General features: G+C 72.3%; 20 protein-coding genes, 1 tRNA gene and 2 riboswitches. Of the genes, 8 read left to right on the top strand and 13 right to left on the bottom strand.

Features of this window, described 5'->3' with window-relative positions; translation table 11 throughout:
* Nucleotides 1–16: 16 nt before the first annotated feature.
* The 5 genes from rph (at nt 17) to AB0J76_RS07255 (ending at nt 5,405) form a co-directional block, all read left to right on the top strand.
* Nucleotides 17–736, top strand: coding sequence for a ribonuclease PH (rph, locus tag AB0J76_RS07275; protein ID WP_352326186.1), 720 nt, complete (start codon nt 17–19; stop codon nt 734–736).
* A complete protein-coding gene (rdgB, locus tag AB0J76_RS07270) occupies nt 733–1,323 on the top strand; it encodes an RdgB/HAM1 family non-canonical purine NTP pyrophosphatase (RefSeq protein ID WP_352326185.1) in 591 nt (196 codons plus the stop codon). The genes rph and rdgB overlap by 4 nt, the downstream gene beginning before the upstream one ends.
* Before the next feature lie 46 nt (nt 1,324–1,369).
* On the top strand, nt 1,370–3,091 hold the full coding sequence (locus AB0J76_RS07265; protein WP_352326184.1) for a molybdopterin-dependent oxidoreductase: 1,722 nt from the start codon (nt 1,370–1,372) through the stop codon (nt 3,089–3,091).
* 119 nt (nt 3,092–3,210) lie between these two features.
* On the top strand, nt 3,211–5,139 hold the full coding sequence (locus AB0J76_RS07260; RefSeq protein ID WP_352326183.1) for a toxin glutamine deamidase domain-containing protein: 1,929 nt from the start codon (nt 3,211–3,213) through the stop codon (nt 5,137–5,139).
* Nucleotides 5,136–5,405 carry a hypothetical protein gene (locus tag AB0J76_RS07255; protein ID WP_352326181.1) on the top strand — a complete coding sequence of 90 codons (270 nt, stop codon included), beginning with the start codon at nt 5,136–5,138 and terminating at the stop codon, nt 5,403–5,405. Before AB0J76_RS07260 ends, AB0J76_RS07255 begins: the two co-directional genes overlap by 4 nt.
* 205 nt (nt 5,406–5,610) lie before the next feature.
* On the opposite strand, the gene AB0J76_RS07250 is transcribed toward AB0J76_RS07255, so the two are convergent.
* The 6 genes from AB0J76_RS07250 to bcp form a co-directional block, all read right to left on the bottom strand.
* Nucleotides 5,611–8,100: an FtsX-like permease family protein gene (locus tag AB0J76_RS07250; protein WP_352326180.1), complete on the bottom strand. Its 2,490-nt coding sequence runs from the start codon at nt 8,098–8,100 to the stop codon at nt 5,611–5,613.
* A gap of 1 nt (nt 8,101) precedes the next feature.
* Nucleotides 8,102–8,854 (bottom strand): ABC transporter ATP-binding protein, encoded by a 753-nt coding sequence (locus AB0J76_RS07245; RefSeq protein ID WP_352326179.1) that lies wholly within the window; start codon nt 8,852–8,854, stop codon nt 8,102–8,104.
* A gap of 107 nt (nt 8,855–8,961) precedes the next feature.
* Entirely contained in the window at nt 8,962–9,612 is a 651-nt protein-coding gene (locus AB0J76_RS07240) for a response regulator transcription factor (protein WP_352326178.1), read from the bottom strand.
* Complete coding sequence (locus AB0J76_RS07235; protein ID WP_352326176.1) at nt 9,612–10,781, bottom strand: sensor histidine kinase; 1,170 nt, start codon at nt 10,779–10,781, stop codon at nt 9,612–9,614. The genes AB0J76_RS07240 and AB0J76_RS07235 overlap by 1 nt, the downstream gene beginning before the upstream one ends.
* 243 nt (nt 10,782–11,024) lie before the next feature.
* A tRNA-Leu gene (locus tag AB0J76_RS07230) sits at nt 11,025–11,107 on the bottom strand.
* A 103-nt stretch (nt 11,108–11,210) separates the two neighbouring features.
* Entirely contained in the window at nt 11,211–11,684 is a 474-nt protein-coding gene (gene bcp / locus AB0J76_RS07225; protein ID WP_352329699.1) for a thioredoxin-dependent thiol peroxidase, read from the bottom strand.
* Nucleotides 11,685–11,835: 151 nt separating this feature from the next.
* Between bcp and AB0J76_RS07220 the strand changes: the two genes are divergently transcribed.
* Nucleotides 11,836–12,168: a DUF3618 domain-containing protein gene (locus AB0J76_RS07220; protein WP_189648887.1), complete on the top strand. Its 333-nt coding sequence runs from the start codon at nt 11,836–11,838 to the stop codon at nt 12,166–12,168.
* A 19-nt stretch (nt 12,169–12,187) separates the two neighbouring features.
* Here the strand turns inward: AB0J76_RS07220 and AB0J76_RS07215 are convergent, their stop codons facing one another.
* Nucleotides 12,188–13,381: an amino acid deaminase/aldolase gene (locus tag AB0J76_RS07215; RefSeq protein ID WP_352329700.1), complete on the bottom strand. Its 1,194-nt coding sequence runs from the start codon at nt 13,379–13,381 to the stop codon at nt 12,188–12,190.
* A gap of 185 nt (nt 13,382–13,566) precedes the next feature.
* Here AB0J76_RS07215 and AB0J76_RS07210 point away from each other — a divergent pair, with 185 nt between their 5' ends.
* Nucleotides 13,567–14,148, top strand: a complete 582-nt coding sequence (locus AB0J76_RS07210) for a DUF6286 domain-containing protein (RefSeq protein WP_352329702.1) — start codon at nt 13,567–13,569, stop codon at nt 14,146–14,148.
* The gene (locus AB0J76_RS07205) at nt 14,148–14,660 is read left to right on the top strand and encodes a hypothetical protein (RefSeq protein WP_352329704.1); all 513 of its coding nucleotides are present in this window, start codon (nt 14,148–14,150) and stop codon (nt 14,658–14,660) included. The genes AB0J76_RS07210 and AB0J76_RS07205 overlap by 1 nt, the downstream gene beginning before the upstream one ends.
* Nucleotides 14,661–15,026: 366 nt before the next feature.
* Here the strand turns inward: AB0J76_RS07205 and AB0J76_RS07200 are convergent, their stop codons facing one another.
* From AB0J76_RS07200 to AB0J76_RS07175, 6 genes are all read right to left on the bottom strand, one after another.
* On the bottom strand, nt 15,027–15,284 hold the full coding sequence (locus AB0J76_RS07200; protein WP_352329705.1) for a Txe/YoeB family addiction module toxin: 258 nt from the start codon (nt 15,282–15,284) through the stop codon (nt 15,027–15,029).
* Nucleotides 15,281–15,541, bottom strand: a complete 261-nt coding sequence (locus AB0J76_RS07195) for a type II toxin-antitoxin system prevent-host-death family antitoxin (protein WP_352329707.1) — start codon at nt 15,539–15,541, stop codon at nt 15,281–15,283. Before AB0J76_RS07195 ends, AB0J76_RS07200 begins: the two co-directional genes overlap by 4 nt.
* 49 nt (nt 15,542–15,590) lie before the next feature.
* Complete coding sequence (locus tag AB0J76_RS07190) at nt 15,591–16,967, bottom strand: L-serine ammonia-lyase (RefSeq protein WP_352329709.1); 1,377 nt, start codon at nt 16,965–16,967, stop codon at nt 15,591–15,593.
* Between the two features lie 59 nt (nt 16,968–17,026).
* Nucleotides 17,027–17,416 (bottom strand): glycine cleavage system protein GcvH, encoded by a 390-nt coding sequence (gcvH, locus tag AB0J76_RS07185; RefSeq protein ID WP_352324995.1) that lies wholly within the window; start codon nt 17,414–17,416, stop codon nt 17,027–17,029.
* Nucleotides 17,413–18,498 carry a glycine cleavage system aminomethyltransferase GcvT gene (gene gcvT / locus AB0J76_RS07180; RefSeq protein WP_352324994.1) on the bottom strand — a complete coding sequence of 362 codons (1,086 nt, stop codon included), beginning with the start codon at nt 18,496–18,498 and terminating at the stop codon, nt 17,413–17,415. Before gcvT ends, gcvH begins: the two co-directional genes overlap by 4 nt.
* Nucleotides 18,499–18,532: 34 nt before the next feature.
* Nucleotides 18,533–18,632: riboswitch (glycine riboswitch) on the bottom strand.
* Between the two features lie 20 nt (nt 18,633–18,652).
* A riboswitch (glycine riboswitch) is annotated at nt 18,653–18,750 on the bottom strand.
* A gap of 283 nt (nt 18,751–19,033) precedes the next feature.
* Entirely contained in the window at nt 19,034–20,407 is a 1,374-nt protein-coding gene (locus tag AB0J76_RS07175) for a M28 family peptidase (protein WP_352324998.1), read from the bottom strand.
* Nucleotides 20,408–20,462 lie beyond the last annotated feature (55 nt).

The raw sequence follows: 20,462 nt of genomic DNA, 5'->3' as shown, positions 1-20,462 counted from the left end.
AGATAGGGTGATCTGCATGTCCCGACAGGATGGCCGCAACCCCGACCAGCTACGCCCCATCACCATCACCCGGCAGTGGCTGGCGCATGCCGAGGGTTCGGTCCTCGTCGAGTTCGGCGGCACGAGGGTGCTCTGCGCGGCGTCGGTGCAGGACAGCGTGCCGCGCTGGCGCAGAGGCAGCGGGCAGGGCTGGGTCACGGCCGAATACGCGATGCTGCCGCGGGCGACCAATACCCGTAATGATCGGGAATCGGTCCGCGGCAAAATCGGCGGGCGCACGCACGAGATTTCCCGGTTGATCGGAAGATCACTTCGCGCGTGCGTCGATTACAAGGCGCTGGGCGAAAACTCCATTGTGCTCGACTGCGACGTTCTGCAGGCCGACGGCGGCACCAGGACCGCCGCGATCACCGGCGCTTATGTAGCGCTCGCCGACGCCGTCGCCTGGATGAAGGCGCGCAAGATGTGCCCCGGAGACCCGCTGATCGGCTCGGTCGCGGCCGTCTCCGTCGGGGTCGTCGGCTCGGTCCCCATGCTCGACCTGTGCTACACCGAAGACGTCGCCGCCGAGACCGACATGAACGTCGTGATGACCGGCGAAGGCGCCTTCGTCGAGGTGCAGGGCACCGCCGAGGGCGTGCCCTTCGACCGCGCGGCCCTCGACCAGCTGCTCGACCTGGCCGCCGCCGGGTGCGAGGAGCTCACCCTGATCCAGCAGGAGGCGCTGGGCGCATGAAGATCGTGCTCGCCACCCGCAACCCGGGCAAGATCGCGGAGCTGCGGCGCATCCTCGCCGGGTTCGAGATCGTCGGCCTGGAGGAGTTCCCCGAGATCGGCGAGGTCGCCGAGACCGGCGTCACCTTCGAGGAGAACGCGCTGCTCAAGGCGCACGCCGTCGCCAAGGGCTCCGGGCTGCCGGCCGTGGCCGACGACTCCGGGCTCTGCGTCGACGTGCTCAACGGCATGCCCGGCGTCTTCTCGGCCCGCTGGTCCGGCCGTCACGGCGACGACCAGGCCAACCTCGACCTGCTGCTCGCCCAGCTCTCCGACGTGCCCGCCGAGAAGCTGTCAGCGCACTTCGCCTGCGCCGCGGCGCTCGCGCTGCCGTCCGGGGAGCACCGGGTCGTGGAGGGCACGCTGCCCGGCCACCTGATCACCACCCCGCGGGGCACCAACGGCTTCGGCTACGACCCGATCCTGGTCCCGCTCGGCCACGACCGCACCACCGCCGAGCTGTCTCCCGACGAGAAGGACGCCATCAGCCACCGGGGCCGCGCCTTCCGCGCGCTGGCGCCGATCGTGCGCGACATCGTCGGCTCGTAACCACCGCGTAAGAACCTGCTGACCGCGGGCGACGTAACGTCGTACCGTGCAGAAGAACGAGACCATGCCCGCCTGGGCCAGCGCCCTGGCGGGGCTCACGGCGGGCGCGCTGGCGCTGGGGATCGCGCAGCTCGTCGCCGGGTTCGCCGGTCCTGAGACCTTCCCGGTGGTCGCGGTGGGGGACGCCGCCGTCGACCTGACGCCGGCGCCGGTGAAGGACTTCGCGATCAACACGTTCGGGGAGAACGACAAGATCGTCCTCGTCGGGGGCGTGCTCGTGGTGCTCGCCGGGATCGCGGCCGTCATCGGGGTGCTGGCGCGGCGGCGGCTCGCGTACGGGTACGCGGGGCTGGCCCTGTTCGGGGTGGTGGGGGTGGCCGCGGTGCTCACCCGTCCGGGGGCGGGGGCGGCGGACGTGCTGCCCACGGTGGCCGGGGTGTTGTGCGGGGGGCTGGCGCTGGGGTGGCTGCTCCGGCGCGCGGGCGGCGGCCAGGGTACGGCCGTGGCGGGTCCCGAGGTCGGCGGCACGGTCGCGGCCGGTGAGGCCGGTGAGGCCGGTGGCGAGGCGGCGCCTTGGGGCGGCGGTGAGAGGGCCGTGTCCGAGGTCGGCGGGGGCAGCGGGGCGGGCTCCGAGGTCGGCCCGGATGGTGCGGGGGCCGTGGAGCGGCCTGCTGTGATGCGGGCCGGGGCGGGGGAGCGGGGCTTCGACCGGCGGCGGCTGATCACCGGGGTGGCGGGCGGGATCGTGGTGGCGGGGGCGTCGGCCGCGCTGGGCCGGCAGCTCGGCGGGCGGCGGGAGCTGGCCGCGACGCGGGTGAACCTGGCGCTGCCCAGGCCGGCGACGCCCGCCCGGCCCCTGCCCGCCGGTACGGACTTCCGCATCCCCGGCCTGTCCTCCTTCATCACGAAAAATCAGGACTTCTATAGGGTTGATACGGCGCTCGTCGTCCCCCAGGTGGACCCGCGTGCCTGGAAGCTTCGTATCCACGGCATGGTGGACAGACCGGTGGAGATCACCTACGCCGAGCTGCTGAACCTGCCGCTCACCGAGGCAGACATCACCCTCACCTGCGTCTCCAACGAGGTCGGCGGCCCGTACGTCGGCAACGCCCGCTGGCTGGGCGTACGCATGGCCGACCTGCTGCGCCGTGCCGGGCTCCAGCCGGGCGCCGACATGCTGCTGTCCACCTCCGACGACGGCTTCACCTGCGGCACACCCGTGGACGTCGTGATGGACGGCCGCGACGCCCTCTTCGCCGTCGCCATGAACGGCGAGGCGCTGCCGTTCGAGCACGGTTTCCCCGTACGCCAGGTCGTGCCCGGCCTGTACGGGTACGTGTCGGCCACCAAGTGGGTGGTGGACGTGAAGGTGACCCGGTTCGACCGGGACCAGGCGTACTGGACGCCACGCGGGTGGGCCGCCAAGGGGCCGATCAAGACCGAGTCGCGCATCGACGTCCCGAAGAGCGGCGCCTCGCTGAAGGCCGGGCGCACGACCATCGCCGGGGTGGCGTGGGCCCAGCACACCGGCGTGGACGCCGTCGAGGTGCGGGTCGATCGCGGCGAGTGGCGGCAGGCGCGGCTGGCCGCCGTGCCGGGGCCCGACACCTGGCGGCAGTGGGCGCTCGACTGGGACGCCACGCCCGGGGAGCACACGATCGAGGCGCGGGCCACGGACGCGGCGGGTCGCACCCAGACCGAACGGCAGGCGCCGCCCGCCCCCGACGGCGCCAGCGGGTGGCCGGCCGTGACCGTCCAGGTGGCCTGATTCGCGGACGTTTGCGCAGGTAAAGCCGTTCCCCCAGACGGATAATCTTCCCCACTTCCCCCTCTCGGACGCGACGGCGGCCCTACGATCGGTCGTCCAAGCAGGACAGGAGGCAGGACGTGGTCCGCGAACGCAAGTCGAGCGTCCGAGGGGTCCTTCCGGAGGGGCAGTACAACCCGGTGGTGGGGGAGGGGGTCCGGTGGCTCGACTACGAACGCGCCGCCGAGGACGTCCCCGGCGAAGCGCCCGCCACGACCGAGGCGCCCTCCTCCCGTGAGGGCTCGGCCCCCTTAACGCCCGCCGCCTCCAGCGTCCGCGACGAGGGGCCGCCGCCGCCCGGCCTCCGTACGCGGGCCCCTGCCCCTTCCCAGCCATCCCCCCAGCCCGCCGCAGCCCCCGCCGCTGGTGTGGCCTCCGCTCTCGACGTGCTCACCGGTCTCGCCACCCGCCCGGCCCCGGCCCGCACCGACACGCCGTACGGCCTGACGTTCAGCCTGAACACCGTCAACCGCCTCGCCGCCGCCCTCCCGGACGAACGGGAGGACGCACGTCCCGGCCTGCCGATCGACCGGAAGGCGCCGACGGGCGTGCCGGACGGCCCGGCGCCGCCTCCCGCCGAGCCGCCCGGCTCCGCCTCCGACTCCGGCTCCGGCTCCGGCTCCGGCTCCGGCTCCGACGCCGGTGGCGGTGGCGGTGGCGGTGGCGCTGGCGGTGGCGCGGCGACCGGCGGGCAGATCGCCGCAGAAGCGCCGAACGCCGACGTGCCGAACGCCGGGGAGGCGCACACCGGCACGTCCGGCCCCCCTGAGGGGCGTCCTGCCGCGCCCGACGACTGGCAGCTCCGGGAGCGGGAGGCCTCGCGCACGACGGCTCACCGGGCCCGCGATCCGCACGGAACCGCGCCCACGCCGGCCGCCCCGCGCGAGATCGGCCTGAACGGAACCGCCCCGCAAGCGGGCCCGGCACGCGGGAGCACCCTCCGGGCCCCGGACACGGGAAGCCTGCGTGAGGCCGGTCCGGACACGGGAAGCCTGCGTGAGGCCGGTCCGGACGAGGGGAGCCTGCGTGCGGCCGGTCCCGACAAGGGGAGCCTACGTGCGGCCGGTCCGGACGAGGGGAGCCTGCGTGGGGCCGGTTCGGACGAGGGGAATCTGCGTGCGGCCGGTCCCGGCAAGGGGAGCCTGAGTGAAATCCGTCCGGGCAAGGGCAGGTCGCCTGGGGCCGGGCCGGACGCGCGGGAGCCCGGGGAGTTCCCGGGGGGCCCGGCCGGTGGGCCGGAGAGACCCGGGGGCGCGGTGACGCTCGGTTTCGGGGCGGCGGTCAGCGGGATGCGACGGCTGGAGTTCGGGGAGCGGGACGGGGCCCGCGGCGCGGACGGACGCCACCCGCTGGAGGCCCGGATCGACCGGGCGAGGAACCGTACCGCCGTCGACTGGTTCGAGGGCGAGCGGCGGCCGCCGAGGCTGGCCGACAGCCGGCCGTACGGGCTGCCCGGCGGGCTGGCACAGCCCGACCCGCAGGTGGAACGGGAGCTGAGGCAGGCGCTGGAGCCCGGCGCCCGGTTCCCCGACCCGCGCGGCACCTGGGTCCGGCTGATCAACGGCGGCGGCCCGGCGGACGACCCCTTCCGGGCCTCCAACGCCGCCGACTGCGCCCTGGCCGTGTTGTCCACCTGGCACGGCGAGCCCGCCACCGCCGCCCCCCGGCTCCCCGAGTACGACGGGATCGGCCGGCCGCTGCTCACCGGCGAGAGGGGCGGAGCGGCCCGGATCGAGCGGTGGACCGGCCAGCGGTTCCAGTACGCGGGCCAGGGGCGGCACGCCTATCCGATGATCGCCCGGCGGCTGCTGGAGGTCGGGCACGGCGCGAGCGCGGTCATCGTGGTGCGCTGGCCGGGCGGCGGGTCGCACGTCTGGAACGCGGTCAACTCCGGCAGCGAGGTGATCTGGATCGACGCCCAGCGCGGGCACATGTCGGTCGAGCCGCCGTACGCGACGGTGACGGGGGTGTTCTGCATGATCCTCGACCGGCAGGGGCGGCCGCGATGAACATGGACCAGGCCAGGGCGCTGGCGGAGGAGTACGTCAACGGGACGCGCCCGCCGGACGAGCCGCTGTCGGTGGGCCTGTACGGCTTCCACGACGGGTACGTCGCCTGGATCAGGGAGCTCGACCCCGACGACCCCACCACCCTGCCGGACACGATCGGCGGGGCGTGCATCGTGATCGACAAGTCGTCCGGTGAGGTCGTGGTGCGGCCGCTGCTGGATCCGGAGACCGTCGCCGAGCTCTGGCCCGGCCGCACCCCGCGCTGACCGCATGACGCACGGAAGGCCGGGCGCCGCCCCCATAGGGCGCCCGACCTGTCGTCGCGCACGCCCCCATGGGACGCCGGGCCTACGGGCACGTTCGTGGCCGCGCGGCCTCGGCGTCCCCCACGACACCCGTCCCATGAGGCCGCGCAGCCCCTGCGCGTACCCTCTATCCTGATTTTTCGCTTTTATTCACTTTTATAAGGGATTAACCGGTAGCCAGCGAGCCGACGATCGACGCCCTGGCCGCCCGCCGGGCCGGCACCACGGCGGCCAGCACGCCCGCCAGCCCCGAGAGCACCACGAACAGCGCGATCTGTCCGAGCGGCGCGGAGAAGACCGCCCCCGGCAGCATCGCCCGTACCGCGGCCCAGCCGAACACGGCGCCGAGCACCACGCCGACCAGCGCCCCGATCAGGCCGAGCAGCAGCGCCTCGACCGAGAGCATCCGCCGCAGCTGCGGCCGGGTCAGCCCGAGCGCCCGCAGCAGCGCCGACTCCCTGGTGCGCTCGTGCACCGACAACGACAGGGTGTTGGCGATGCCCAGCAGCGAGATCAGGATCGCCAGCCCGAGCAGCCCGGTCACGATCATGAGCAGCATGTCCAGGGTCTCGTCGAACTGCCCGCGCACCTCGGTCGAGCTGGCCATCTGGACGGTGGGATGGGCCGCGATCGCGGCCCTGACCACCTGGCGGGCCTGGTCGGTCGCGACGCCGTCGCGGATGTTGATCATCACGCGGGAGTCGGGCACCCGGTCGTAGTAGGTGTCGAACGGCCGCTCGGCGACGGTGAGCGGCGGCAGGGTGGAGTTCGTCCCGGCGAGGACGGCGACCACCTTCAACGGCACCGACCCGGCCAGCTCGGTCTTCACCGTGACCGTGTCGCCGACCTTGACGCCCAGGGCGGAGGCCGCGTAGTCGAGCAGCGCGACCTGCCCGGCCGAAAGGCCCGCCATCGAGCCGGACAGCACCTCCGGCGTGACGGTCCCGTGGTAGGTGCCGATGTCGAAGCGCCGGTCGCCCACCTTGCCGGGGGTCTCGCGGATCTGCAGGACCGAGGCCAGCTCGGGCCGGCCGCGCAGCTTCTCGGCCACCGACCTGGGCACCCCGCTGTCCTGCACCTGGCCGGCCAGCATGTAGTCGACCGGGAACTGCTCGTCGAGCTTGTTCCACACGGTCAGCCTGGTGGAGGCGCTGAGCACCGAGATCAGCGTCATCAGCGTGACGCCGATGGTGAGCGCGACCGTGGTGGTCGCGGCGCGCCGGGGGTTGCGGGCGGAGTTGTCCAGGGCCAGGCGTCCGGGCACGCCGAACAGCTTGGCCGGGACCCAGCCCACCACCGCGCTCAGCGGCCCGACCAGCACCGGCCCGAGGATCAGCACGGCCAGGAAGACCAGCGCGCCGCCGGCCATCACGACGAACAGCGTGCTCGTCTCGCCCGCCGGCATTCCCGCCACGCCGAACGCGGTCAGACCCGCCCCGGCCAGCAGGAACAGCCCCGCGAACACCGAGCGCAGCAGGCCGGTGCGGAAGACCTGCTCCTCCGGCTGGGCGCGCAGCGCCGCGACCGGCGGCACGCGGGTGGCCGCCCGCGCGGGCAGCAGGGCCGCGAACAGGGTGACCACCAGGCCGACGGCCAGGCCGATCCCGATGGTGGCCGGCGTCAGCGCGACCGCCGCGTCCGTGGGCATGGGGGCGTCGAACGCGGCCAGCAGCGTCAGGGCGAGCACGGCGAGCCCGTACCCGGTGAGCAGGCCGAGCGCGGAGGCGAGCAGCCCGACCGCGACCGACTCCAGCACGATCGAGCCGAACACCTGCCCGCGGGTCGCGCCGATGCAGCGCAGCAGCGCCATCTCCCGGGTGCGCTGCGCGACCAGGATGGTGAAGGTGTTGTAGATGACCAGCGCGGCCACCATCATCGCCACCGCCCCGAACAGCAGCAGGCCGATGGTCAGCGTGCGCATCGACAGCCCGGCCGAGGCCGCCAGGTCGTCGGCCAGCTCCGCGCCGGACTTGACCTCGTACCCGTCGCCGAGCGCCGTGGCCACGGCCTGCTTGAGCCCGGGGGCCGAGCCGGCGACGTCGATCTCGCGGTAGCCCTTGGCGCCGGTCATGCGCTGCGCGGTGGCCGCGGTGAAGCCGAGCGCGCCGGTGAAGGAGAGCTCCTGGTCCACCCCAGGGTCGAGCAGGCCGACCAGCCGGAACTGGTGGCGGGCCTGCTTGCGGTCCAGCACGGTGATCGTGTCGCCGAGCCGCAGGCCCTGCGACTTCGCGGTGTTCTTGTCCAGCACGGCCGCCTGGTCGTCGGTGCCCGGGCCGGTGCCCGCGACGATCGAGGTGCGGTCCAGCGGGCCGGGGACGATGGACAGGGCCGTGGTCGGGCTGCTGCCGACCGCCCTGCCGTCCTTGCCGAGCAGCGGCGCGGGGTCGCGGATCAGGCCCTGCGCCTCGGTCACGCCGGCGAGGGCGCGCACCCGTTCCAGGGCCTTCTCCGGCAGCACGCCGTCGCGCTCCTTGGGCAGGACGGCCACGTCCACCTTGTCGGCGGCGGCGGTGACGCGCTGGGAGAAGCCCGCCTGGATGGTGTCGTTCAGCACGAACGTGCCCGCGATGAAGCCCACCCCGAGCGTGATCGCCAGCGAGGTGAGCAGCAGCCTGAGCTTGTGCGCGCGCAGCCCGGCCAGCGCCGTCTTCAGCACCTCAGCCCTCCAGCTTCACGAGCGTGTCCAGGACGGCCTGCGGCGACGGCGAGGTGATCTCGGTGACCAGCTCGCCGTCGCGCAGAAACACCACCCGGTCGGCATAGGCCGCCGCGACCGGGTCGTGGGTGACCATGACGATGGTCTGGCCGAGCTCGCGGACCGAGGTGCGCAGGAAGGACAGGATCTCCGAGCCGCTGCGCGAGTCCAGGTTGCCCGTGGGCTCGTCGGCGAAGATCACCTGCGGCTTGCTGATCAGGGCCCTGGCCACGGCCACGCGCTGCTGCTGGCCGCCGGACAGCTCGGCCGGCCGGTGCCCGAGCCGGTTCCGCAGCCCGACGGTGTCGATCACGCGGGCGAACAGCTCCTCGTCCGCCTGCCGGGCGGCGATGTCCAGGGGCAGCCTGATGTTCTGCTCGGCGGTCAGCGTGGGCAGCAGGTTGAATGCCTGGAAGATGAAGCCGATCCGCTCCCGGCGCAGCAGCGTGAGCTGCCGGTCGGCCAGACCGGTCAGCTCGACGTCGCCGATGTGCACCGTGCCCGAGGTGGCGGTGTCCAGGCCGGCCAGGCAGTGCATGAGCGTGGACTTCCCGGAGCCGGAAGGGCCCATGATCGCCGTGAAGGCGCCGGTGGCGAAGGCCACGTCCACTCCGCGAAGGGCGTGGACCTGGGCGTCGCCCTGGCCGTACACCTTGGTCAGGGCCTTGGCCACCACCGCGGGCGGTGCCGCGCGCCAGGACTCGGTGAGGGTCACTTTCACTCCTTGTCGCAATTTTTCGTCACGACCAACGGTAGGAGTGGAAATTTCAGGAACTGTGGGCCCTGAGGAGGGACTTCGTGTAGGACCTCAGACGACCCCCGTCAGCCTTTCGGCCGATGCGAGGGCACGACGAGCCCCGCCTCGTACGCGTACACGACCACCTGGGCCCGGTCCCGCAGCCCCAGCTTGGCCAGCACCCGGCCCAGATGCGTCTTGACCGTGGCCTCGGCGACCTCCAGGCGGTTCGCGATCTCCATGTTCGACAGGCCGCGGGCCACCATGAGCAGCACCTCCCGCTCGCGCGGGGTCAGCTCGGTCGCCGCCGGCAGCTCCTCCACCGGCAACTGGGCGGCGAAGCGGTCCAGTATCCGGCGCAGCGTGCGCGGCGAGACCACGGCGTCGCCCGCGTGCACCTGCCTGATGGCGTTGACCAGGTCGGCGGGCGGCACGTCCTTCAGCAGGAACCCGGCCGCGCCCGCCTTGATCGCGGCCAGGGCGTACTCGTCGAGGTCGAACGTGGTCAGGATCAGCACCTTCGGGCCGTCGATGCGCCTGGTCGCCTCGACGCCGTCCATGCGCGGCATGCGGACGTCCATGAGCACGACGTCCACCTCGACGCGGTCCAGCAGCTCCAGGGCCGTGACGCCGTCGGCGGCCTCGGCCACCACGTCGATGTCGGGCTGGGCGCCGAGCACCATCCTGAACCCGGCCCGCAGCAGCTCCTGGTCGTCGACCAGCATCACCCTGATCATCACGCCGCCCTGGCCGTCGGGAGGCGGGCCAGCACCTGGAAGCCGCCGCCGGTCAGGGGGCCGGCCGAGACCGCGCCGCCGTACATGCCGACGCGTTCGCGCATGCCGATCAGGCCGTGCCCGTCGGGGCTGCGCGGCGCGGCGGCGCCCCGGCCGTCGTCGGTCACCCGGACGACCAGCTCGGGCCCGCCGTAGTCGATCTCGACCCGCGCGTGGACGTGCGGGCCGCCGTGCTTGAGCGCGTTCGTCAGCGCCTCCTGGACGATGCGGTAGACGGCGAGCTGCTGCCCTTCGGGCAGGTCGCCGGGCACGCCGCCGATCCGCAGGCTGGCCGGCACGCCGGCGCCGCGTACCAGCTCTTCGAGCTGGCCCAGGCCGGGTTGCGGGGTGTAGTCGGTGTCGTCGTCCTCGTTCTCGCGCAGCACGCCGACCATCCTGCGCATCTCGGCCAGGGCCGCCCGCCCGGTCTTGGAGATGTTCCGTACGGCCAGCCGGGCCTGCTCGGGGTCGCTGTCCAGGGCGAAGCCCGCGCCGTCGGCCTGCACCACCATCACGCTCACATTGTGCGCCACCACGTCGTGCAGCTCCCTGGCGATCCTCGTGCGCTCGGCCGCCGCGGCCATCCTGGCCTGCTGGTCGCGTTCGCGCTCGGCCCGCTCGGCGCGTTCCTCCAGCCCTTCCAGGTAGCGTCGGCGGGTGTTGGCGTACAGGCCGGCCAGCCAGATGGTGACGACGAAGATCGAGCCGCTGAAGAACATGCCGAAGGTGGCGACGGACCAGTTCACCAGCGCCAGGAAGATCCCCAGCTCGGCCACCAGCCCGGCGGCCAGCGCCCAGCGGAACGCGCACTCGGAGGCGACCGTCCACAGCGCCACCATGACCGCGAGGTTGGCGGGCAGCGGGTCGACGTGGGCCAGCCACTGCCCGAAGGAGGCCAGCGAGATCACCGCGTACGCGGCCAGCGGCCTGCGCCGCCACAGCAGCGGCGCGATCAGCAGCACCGAGAGCGCGACATATCCTGCCACGCCCAGGTACCGGCTGCCCCCCGCCGGGGTGAGCGAGGCGTAGGGGATCGCCAGAAGCAAGCTGAAGACGGCGAGGGGGGCGACCCGCAGGACGCTCACCAGCCCGCCGTGGCGCCTCGACCACGCCCGTACCCTGCCGAACACATCATCACGATATGTACGCCACGCCGGGAGTTTGTCCGTCTGGAGGGGGAAGTCCGCCTACGACCCAGGTCTTACATGGGTCTTACGGGGGACCAGGCATGGTGGTACACGGGAGCGCCCCTCGCGGGCGAGTAAAGGGAGATCGTGATGGCGGATCATGATCGAGACGCGGGTCGCGCGGTGAAGAGGAAGCACCGCGCGACCCGGCCCCCCGGACGGCGCGCCCCGCGCAGCCGCTGCGTGTGCGGGCGGGGGGACTCGAACCCCCACAGTGTCTCCACCAACAGGACCTAAACCTGCCGCGTATGCCATTTCGCCACGCCCGCGATCCCGCCGAGGCGGGCTGGGAACAGCTTAGCGCTCCGGCCGTGGCCGGGCAGCCTTCCGCGACGACCGCGGGCCCCTCGCACGCGGGGCCCGCGAGCCGGGTCAGACCAGGCCGAGCTTCTTCTTGAGCGAGGCCACGTGGCCGGTGGCCTTCACGTTGTAGAGCGCCTGCTCGATCTTGCCGTCGGCGTCGATGACGAACGTCGAGCGGATCACGCCGATCATCTCCTTGCCGTAGAGCTTCTTCGGGCCGTACGCGCCGTACGCCTGGTGGACGGCGAGCTCCGGGTCCGACAACAAGGGGAAGGTCAGGGCGTCGCGGGCGACGAACTTGGCCAGCTTCTCCGGCTTGTCCTTCGACACGCCGAGGACGACGAAACCCTCGCCGGTCAGCTGGCTGAGGTTGTCGCGGAAGTCGCAGGCCTGTTTGGTGCAGCCGGGCGTCATGGCGGCGGGGTAGAAATAGAGGATCACCCTCTTGCCGCGCAGGCTGTCGAGGGAGACGGTGCCGCCGTCGGCGGTGGGTAGCGTGAACTCGGGCGCGGCGTCGCCGGGCGCGAGCTTGGTCTCTGTCATGGGCCCTCCTGAGTTCCTCCGGCAAACCTACCGGCCCGGCCGCTGTGCCGTACGGCACGCCGACCTGACAGACTGATCACGACCAGAACGGACGGAGCTCGCGACGGACAACGTAGCGGGCGCGACCACGCGTACGGTCGAAAGGAGAGCCATGGCTGACACCGATCCCGACGAGTTGGAGCGGCGGATCGCGCGCACGCGCGCGGAGTTGGCGCAGACGGTCGACGCCATCGCCGACCGGGTGAGCCCCAAGCGGGTCGCCGAGCGTACGGTCGCCGATGTCAAGAGCCGGGCGGGCCACTTCGTGGCGTCCGTGGGGGACGCCCTCGGGGTGACCGCCCGCCCGGTCGACTACGGCGACAAGCCCGAAGGGGTGTGGGAGGACGAGCAGCCCAACCTGGCGCCGGTGCTCATCGGCGTCGGCGCGGTGCTGGTCGTCGGCGCCGCGATCGTGCTGTTCCGGCGCAGGCGCCGCCGGCGCTGACCGGGTGCCGGGGCCGGGGTCACAGGAACGTGCGGCCCTCGCCCCGGTACGTCGGCACCGACTCGGCGAGGGTGTCGCCGTCCACGAGGTGGAGGGTGTCGAAGCGCTCGCACATCTCGCCCGCCTTGGCGTGCCTGAACCACACCCGGTCCCCGACCCGCAGCTCCTGGGCCGCCTGGCCCAGCAGCGGGGTCTGCACCTCGCCGGCGCCCTCGTCCTGCGCGTACCGCAGGCCGGCGGGCAGGTACGGCTGCGGCAGCCGGCTCGGCCCGGGAGGGCCGGAGGCGAGGTAGCCGCCGCCCAGCACCGTCACCGTGTCCGGCCCGGGACGCCGGACGACCGGCAGCGCGAACAGGGCCGCCGGACGCCCGGTGAAACGCCGGTAGAAGTCGAACAGCCGCGGGTGGAAGAAGCCCGATCCGGCGGCGACCTCGGTGATCGCCTTCTCCCTGACCGTCGTCTCGATCGAGCCGGTGCCGCCGCCGTTGACGAACTCCAGGTCGGCGACCTGGCGCACGGCGTTCACGACGCGGCCGCGGCGGACGACCAGCTCGCGGGCCGAACGGGCCTGCATGACCCGGACGACGCGGGCGAAGGCGGCGTTGCCCGGCGGGGCGTCGCCGACCCCGGCGATCTGCGCCTCGTAGGCCATGAGCCCCACCAGGCGCAGCCCCGGCCGCTTGGCGATGGCCGTGGCCAGGTCGGCGGCCTCGTGGGGCTCGCGCACGGGGGAGCGGAGCGCGCCGGCCCGGAACTTGCCGCCGAGGGCGACGTAGCCGGCGTCCAGGTCGAGGGAGAGCCGCAGCTCGGCCCTGGGATGCACGCCCGACACGGCCTTGTCGACGAAGTCGAGCTGCTCGCGGGAGTCGACGGTGATCGCGATCTCGGCGGCGGCCCGCGGGTCGGCGGCCAGGGCGGCGAGCGCGTGCCGGTCGGCCGTGGGGTAGGCGACCAGGATGTCGGTGAAGCCCTGACCGGCCAGCCACAGGGCCTCGGGGAGGGTGAAGGCCATGATGCCGCGGAAGCCGTCCATGGCCAGGATGCGTTCGAGGACCGCGCGGCTGCGCACGGACTTGCTCGCCACCCGGATCGGCTTGCCGGCGGCGCGGCGTACCAGGTCGGCCGCGTTGGCCCGCATGGCCGCCAGGTCGAGGATCGCGATGGGCGGTTCGAGCGCGGCGGTGGCGCGGTCGTAGCGCCGGCGGTCATCCATGTCAGCAGGGTAACGGCATATCGGGCGAATGAATATGAGTGGGGTTCATATTCATTGGTGGAGCGCGGGAGAGGTTCGCTTTCCTTGGTGCGGCCGTAATGATCGGGCAAATGGGCGGCGAGGGCGCGGTCGCGGTCCCCGCGCACCCATGTACGTCTGTCGTTGTGATGACCACGCTTCAGCAGATGGTGCCCGCAGCCATCACCGCCCAGCACCACACCGGGCTGCGCAGGGCGAGAAGGGCGCTCAGACCGGCGCGCACGCTGCCCGGCGCCCTCGTCGCGCTCGTGCTGGCCGCCATGCTCGGCGCGACGACCGCCGAGGTGGTGACGTCGCTGCTCGGCAAGCCGCTGGGCTGGGTCCCGGTGAACGAGGCGGTCGAGCTGGCCGGCGCGCGGACGTGGCCGCAGGTCTCCTCGGCCGCGCTGCTCACCGCCGCGGCCGGGCTGCTGATGCTGCTGCTCGCGATCGTGCCGGGACGGTCCAGGACGGTCCCGGTCGAGACGTCCGACCCGCTGATCGTCATCGGCATCACCCGCGCCGGGCTGCGCCGCACCCTGCGCGCGGCCGCCCAGAAGGTCAACGGCGTGGACCGGGCCCGGGTACGGCTGCGCCGGCGCACCATCGAGGTCACCGTCGTGACCGGGCCGGAGAGCTCGGGCGCGATGCTCCGGCAGGTCGGCACGGCGGTCGGCGACCGGCTGGCCGGCGTCGGCACGCTCGGCACCGGCGAGGTCGTCGTCCGGCTGCGCAGGAAGGGCGTGTGATGCGGCAGTACACGGGCAACCGCGTCGGCCTGGCGCTGGTCGGGCTCGCCCTGCTGGGCGTGGGCGGCTACGGCTGGCTGCGCGGCCGGGGCCTGCTCTTCGACCTGCCGCGCAACGCCAAGGTGCTGCCCGCCGAGTTCGCCCGCACGCTGGCCGCCGACCCCTGGACGTTGTGGCTGCTGGCCTTCGCCATGCTGATCCTGGCCATGCTCGCGGTGCGCTGGCTGCTGCTGAGCCTGGGCTGGGGCCGCCGGGGCGCGGCCAGCGGCACCGGCACGGCCATGCTGTGCGTGGGCCTCAAGGGCGTGGACGGCCTGGGCCGGGCAGCCGTACGGGTCGCCGACAACGGCCTGCGCGTCGCCCTGACCTGCCCCTCCGACGCGGACGTCGGCGCCGTGGTGACCAAGCTGGACCAGGACATCGTCGGCCGCATCCGCCGCGAGGTACGCGACGACGAGACGCCGGCGGTCGTCCGCGTCCACGTCCGCCGCCAACCGGCCGAGCGCCGCTGACCCGTCAACCGGCTGCTCGTAGCTGAAGGAAGAAGGCGCGACTCGGCGCCTTCGTCGTCGAATCCGATCGGGAGGTCGTCATTCACCGCATCATCGGCGCGTTCGCCGCCGCAACCCTCGCCCTCGCCCTCGCCGCGCCCGCCGCCCACGCGGCGACGGGCGACGGCTTCCCGCTGATCCCCTGCAAGATCGGGGAAGACGGCCAGATGCAGTGTGTGGGGGACCACCTGCCCGGCCTGCTGGCCCAGGCCCTCAGCCCCGCGGTCGGCCTGATCTGCGTGAACAGCCACACCACCACGGTCATCTGCCGCTCGTCCGCCTGACACCTGGCTCCCCGGCCCTCTCCTGCGGAGGGGCCGGGCGGGTCTACTCGTAGTGGTAGCGAGCCTGCAGGACGACGATCTCGTCGTGTGCGACCAGGTACACCAGGCGATGCTCGTCGGTGATGCGCCGGGACCAGGCGCCCGCCAACGCGTACTTGAGCGGCTCGGGCTTGCCGATGCCCTCGTAGGGATCGCGCAGGACATCCTCGACGAGCCGGTTGATGCGCTTGAGCACCTGCCGGTCAGCCGTCTGCCAATGGACGTAGTCCTCCCAGCCTTGGCTGGTGAACGCCACCTTCACCGAGCAGCCTCGTCGCCCAGCAACTCGTGCCGCTCATGACGCCCTTGGACCGCTTCCTGATAGGACTCGATCAGCCGGCGGGCGTTGGCCGGGGAACGTAGCAGGTAGGCCGTCTCCTGCAGTGCTTCGTACTCCTCTGCGGCCACCAGGTAGGCGCTGCCGCTCTTGGAGACGATCTCCACGGCGGTGCGGTCGTTGTTGACCTCTTCGATGAGGGGGAACAGACGACGGCGAGCTTCGCTGGCGGTGATGGACATGATCGCCTCCTCCGAGTGGTACCACTTCACGGTACCACTCGGAGGGGAGTCAGCACTCGATGACGTTGACGGCCAGGCCGCCGCGGGAGGTCTCCTTGTACTTGTCGAGCATGTCGCGGCCGGTGTCGCGCATGGTCTTGATGGCCTTGTCCAGGGCCACGTAGTGGCGGCCGTCGCCGCGCAGGGCGATCCTGGCGGCGGTGATGGCCTTGTTGGAGGCCACCGCGTTGCGCTCGATGCACGGGATCTGCACCAGGCCGCCGATCGGGTCGCAGGTCAGCCCCAGGTTGTGCTCGATGCCGATCTCGGCGGCGTTCTCCACCTGCTCGGGGGTGCCGCCCATGACCTCGGTCAGCCCGGCCGAGGCCATCGAGCAGGCCGAGCCCACCTCGCCCTGGCAGCCGACCTCGGCGCCGGAGATCGAGGCGTTCTCCTTGAACAGCACGCCGATCGCGGCCGCCGTGAGCAGGAAACGCACCACGCCGTCGTCGTCGGCGCTCGGGACGAACTTGGTGTAGTACGTCAGCACGGCCGGGATGATGCCCGCGGCGCCGTTGGTGGGGGCGGTGACGATGCGGCCGCCGGCGGCGTTCTCCTCGTTGACGGCCAGGGCGAACAGCGCCACCCAGTCCATCGCCTGCAGCGGGTCCTTCTCGGCCGACTCGGCCTGCAGCCGCCGGTGAAGCTGGTTGGCCCGGCGCTTGACCTTCAGGCCGCCGGGCAGCACGCCCTCCTTGGTGATGCCGCGCCGCACGCACTCCGACATCACGCGCCACAGGTTGAGGATGCCCGCGCGGATCTCCTCCTCGGTGCGCCCGAACGCCTTCTCGTTCTCCAGCATCAGGGCGGAGATCGACAGGCCGGTGTTCGAGCAGTGCTTGAGCAGCTCCTCGCCCGAGGCGAACGGGTAGGGCAGGACGGTGTCGTCGGGCTTGATGCGGTCGGCGCCGGTGGCCTTCTCGTCCACGACGAAGCCGCCGCCGACGGAGAAGTAGACCTTCTCCCGCACGGTCCCGCCCTGCTCGTCGCGGGCGGTGAAGCGCATGCCGTTGGGGTGCTCGGGCAGGGAGATCTTGCGTTCGAAGACGAGGTCCTGGCCCACGACGAAGGGGATCTCGTGCTCGCCGTAGAGCTTGACCGTGCCCGAGGCGCGCATCTCGGCCAGGCGGGCGTCGACGGAGTCGACGTCGACCAGCTCCGGCTTCTCACCGGACAGGCCGAGCAGCACCGCCTTGTCGCTGCCGTGGCCCTTGCCGGTCAGGCCGAGCGAGCCGTACAGGATGACCTCGACGCGGGCCACGCGGGGGAGCAGGCCGTCGTCGTGCAGCCCGCGGGCGAACTTGTGCGCGGCGGCCATCGGGCCGCCCGTGTGGGAGCTGGACGGTCCGATGCCGATCTTGAAGAGGTCGAAGACGCTGATCGCCATTGATGGGCGCCCTTCAGTTCAGGAAGTGCCGGGGCCCGCCGCGGGCCCCGGCGTTGGTGTCAGGACTCGCCTGAGGTGAGCGCCGTGTACTCCTCGGCGGACAGCAGGTCCTCCGCGTCGCCCTCCATGCGGACGCGGAACATCCAGCCGTCGCCGTACGGGTCGCTGTTGGCCAGCGACGGGTCGTCGGCCACGGCCGAGTTCACCTCGACGATCTCGCCGCCGACGGGCGCGTAGATCTCGCTCACCGACTTGGTGGACTCCACCTCGCCGACCGAGTCACCCGCCTCGACGGTCGAACCGACCTCGGGGAGCTGCACGAAGACGACGTCACCAAGAGCCTCGGCGGCGAAGGCCGTGATGCCGACGGTCACGGTGATGCCGTCGTCCACGCCCGACACCCACTCGTGCTCCTTGGTGTAGTTCAGGTCGTCAGGGATGTTGCTCACTTGTTCCTCCTGTAGAAGGGCAGCTCGACCAGGTCCATAGGTTCATGGCTGCCCCGGATGTCCACGGCCAGACCTGTGTCGGCCCCGGCGTCCACGTAGGCCATCGCGATGGGCTTGCCCAGGGTCTGGGAGGGCGCACCGCTGGTGACCTCGCCGACGACGGCGCCGTCGCGGGTGACCGGGTAGCCGTGACGCGGCACCCGGCGGCCCTGGGCGACCAGGCCGACGAGGCGGCGGCGGGGCTGGTCGTCCTTGACCGCCTCCAGTGCCGCCCTGCCGACGAAGTCACCGGGCTTGTCGAATTTCACCACTCTGCCCAGCCCCGCGTCGAACGGGGTCAGGTCGGAGCTCAGCTCGTTGCCGTAGAGCGGCATGCCGGCCTCCAGCCTGAGGGTGTCGCGGCTGGACAGACCGGCGGCCCGCAGCCCGTGCGGCTCGCCCGCGGCCTCCAGGGCGCGCCAGAGCGGCACGGCGTCCTGGTTGGCGACGAACAGCTCGAAGCCGTCCTCGCCGGTGTAGCCGGTGCGGGCGATGAGCGCCTGGCGGCCGTCGACCACGCCGGGCAGGCCCGCGTAGTACTTGAGATTGTCGAGGTCGGCGTCGGTGAGCGTGGCCAGGATCTCCTGGGCCTTCGGGCCCTGGATCGCGATGAGGGCGTACTGCTGGGAGCGGTCATCGACCGCCACGTCATACGACTTAGTACGATTTTTCAGCTCATCCGCGACCTTGTCGGAGTTCGAGGCGTTGGCCACCACCATGAACTCCTCGTCCGCCAGCCGGTAGACGATGAGGTCGTCGAGCACCCCGCCGCGCTCGTCCACGATCATCGTGTACCTGGCCCGGCCGGGCGCGAGCGCCGACAGGTGGCCGACCAGCGCGTAGTCGAGGGCCTCTGCGGCCTGCGGACCGGTCAGGAAGATCTCGCCCATGTGCGAGAGGTCGAACAGCCCGGCCGCCTCGCGGACGGCTTTGTGCTCCGCCGACTCGCTGCCGTACCGGAGCGGCATGAGCCATCCGGCGAAGTCGGTCAGCGTGGCGCCTAGGGCCTCGTGGACGTCTCGTAGCGGCGTAGGTCGGGACATTTGTCGCACCTCAGGACAGGATTGGATGCCAGCATCCTCCCCCTCTGTCATGGATGCCTGAGAGCTTCGCCCGAGTTTTACCGGACTTTCACCTTCGGCGAGGCCCCGAGGGCCTGCTTTCCAGAGGTCACCTCCCCGTAAGAACGCCTTACAGGGCTGCCGCGCGGTCCTTTGCCTTGAGAGGTTCGCGGGGAGGGCTTGCTCCTTCAGGGACCCTGACCGGCTGTCAGGGTGCTCTCCCGCACGGTTTCGCCGGTGATGTCCGTCAGCCTAGTGCCGTCATGGGGGTGTTGTCGCGCTTCGCCCTCCGCCATCCGCCGCATCCGCGACATCCCGCACGCAGCGAAAAGCGGCCGCGGCCCCGGAGAGGCGGGGTCGCGGCCGCGTTGGTGGCCGCGCGCGAGCCGGTCATGGCAGGTCAGCTCGCACGCGGCAGCTCGGGGCGGGCCGGCGGTGACCGGCCCGCGCGGGGCTCGGGCCCGAGGATCAGGCCCGTGGATCAGGTCCGAGGATCAGACCCTGAGGTCAGGCCGGATCAGGCCCGTGCCCAGAGGGCGGGCACGTTCGGCGGCTCCCAGCCCGGCAGGCTGGTGTGCGCCTGGAGGCAGCGGTAGCTGACCCCCTGGTAGGTGACGACGTCTCCGGCCGTGTACGACTTGTAGGCCGTCCAGGTGGTGCCCTGGCCGTCCCCTCCGACGGTCAGGGTGAAGGACGCGGAGTGGTCCGCCGTCGTCCCGTCGCCGTTGATCCCTATCGTGTACGTCCCCGCCGCGACGCCGCTGGTGGTGGCGATCGTGACGGTGGACGACTGGCCCGCCTGCACCGTGGACGGGCTGAAGGAGACGGTGACCCCGCTCGGCACGTTCCCGGCGGAGAGCGCGACGCTCTGCGCCTGGCCGGACGTGACCTGGGTACTGACCGCCGCGGTAGCCGACTGACCGGCCTGGACCGATGCCGACGACGGGGTCACCGAGATCGAGTAGTCGTTCTCCGTGGGCGTGCTGGTGCCCACGGCGAGCTTCCATATGGCGTACGCGATGGCGTCGGAGTTGCGGTCGAGCGCCGTGGTGTTGATGGCGCTCGGGTAGCTGTCGCAGGCGCTGTGGTAGCAGCGGTCGAACGCCTGCCCGGCCGAGCCGCCCCACTTGGCGGCCTGGGCCGAGCTCTTGACCGCCCCGGCCCCCGTGGCCAGGCCGCCGACCCGGACGCCCGCGCTCTTGAACGAGGCGTGGTCGCTGCGGCCGTCGCCCTCCCTGTCGCCCTCGGTCTGCAGGCCGATGGTGGCGAAGTAGTCGTTGAAGGTGCGCTGGATCGCCGCGTCGTCGTCGTAGACGAAGTAGCCGGCGTTGGTCGAGGCGATCATGTCGAAGTTCAGGTACACCTCGACGCCGCTCGCGCCGCCGTTCTGCACGTAGTACCTGGACCCGACCATGCCCGCCTCCTCGGCGCCCCACCAGCCGAACCGCACGTGCTTGGTGAGGGTGGGCTTGCGGGCGGCGAGGGTGAGGGCGTTCTCCAGGAGCGCGGCCGAGCCGGAACCGTTGTCGTTGATCCCGGGGCCGGCCGCGACGCTGTCGAGGTGGGCGCCGAGCATCACGGTCTGGTTGGCCGGGCCGCCCGGCCAGTCGGCGATCAGGTTGCTGCCGCCGCTGAAGTTCTGCACGCGGGTGGTGAAGCCGGCCGCGTCCAGCTTGCCCTTGATGTAGTTCATCGAGGCGGTGAAGCCCGGCCTGCCCGAGGCGCGGTTGCCGCCGTTGCTCGTGGCGATGGACTGCAACTGGCTCAGATGCGCCGTCACGTTCGCGACGGGGATGTCGGGCGCGGGGTCGGCGGCGGCGCCGGCCGGTCCGGCCGGCGTGGTGAGGGTCAGGGCCAACGCGGCGGTGGCCGCGGCGCCCAGCCTGAGCATGGCGTTCACGTTCTGTGGCTCCTCAAGGGGGTTGGGCGGCCACCCCGGCGTGGCC

This window comes from Nonomuraea sp. NPDC049624, from assembly GCF_040675255.1.
Classification (GTDB): Bacteria; Actinomycetota; Actinomycetes; order Streptosporangiales; family Streptosporangiaceae; genus Nonomuraea.
This window is presented reverse-complemented; position numbering and strand designations above follow the sequence as displayed.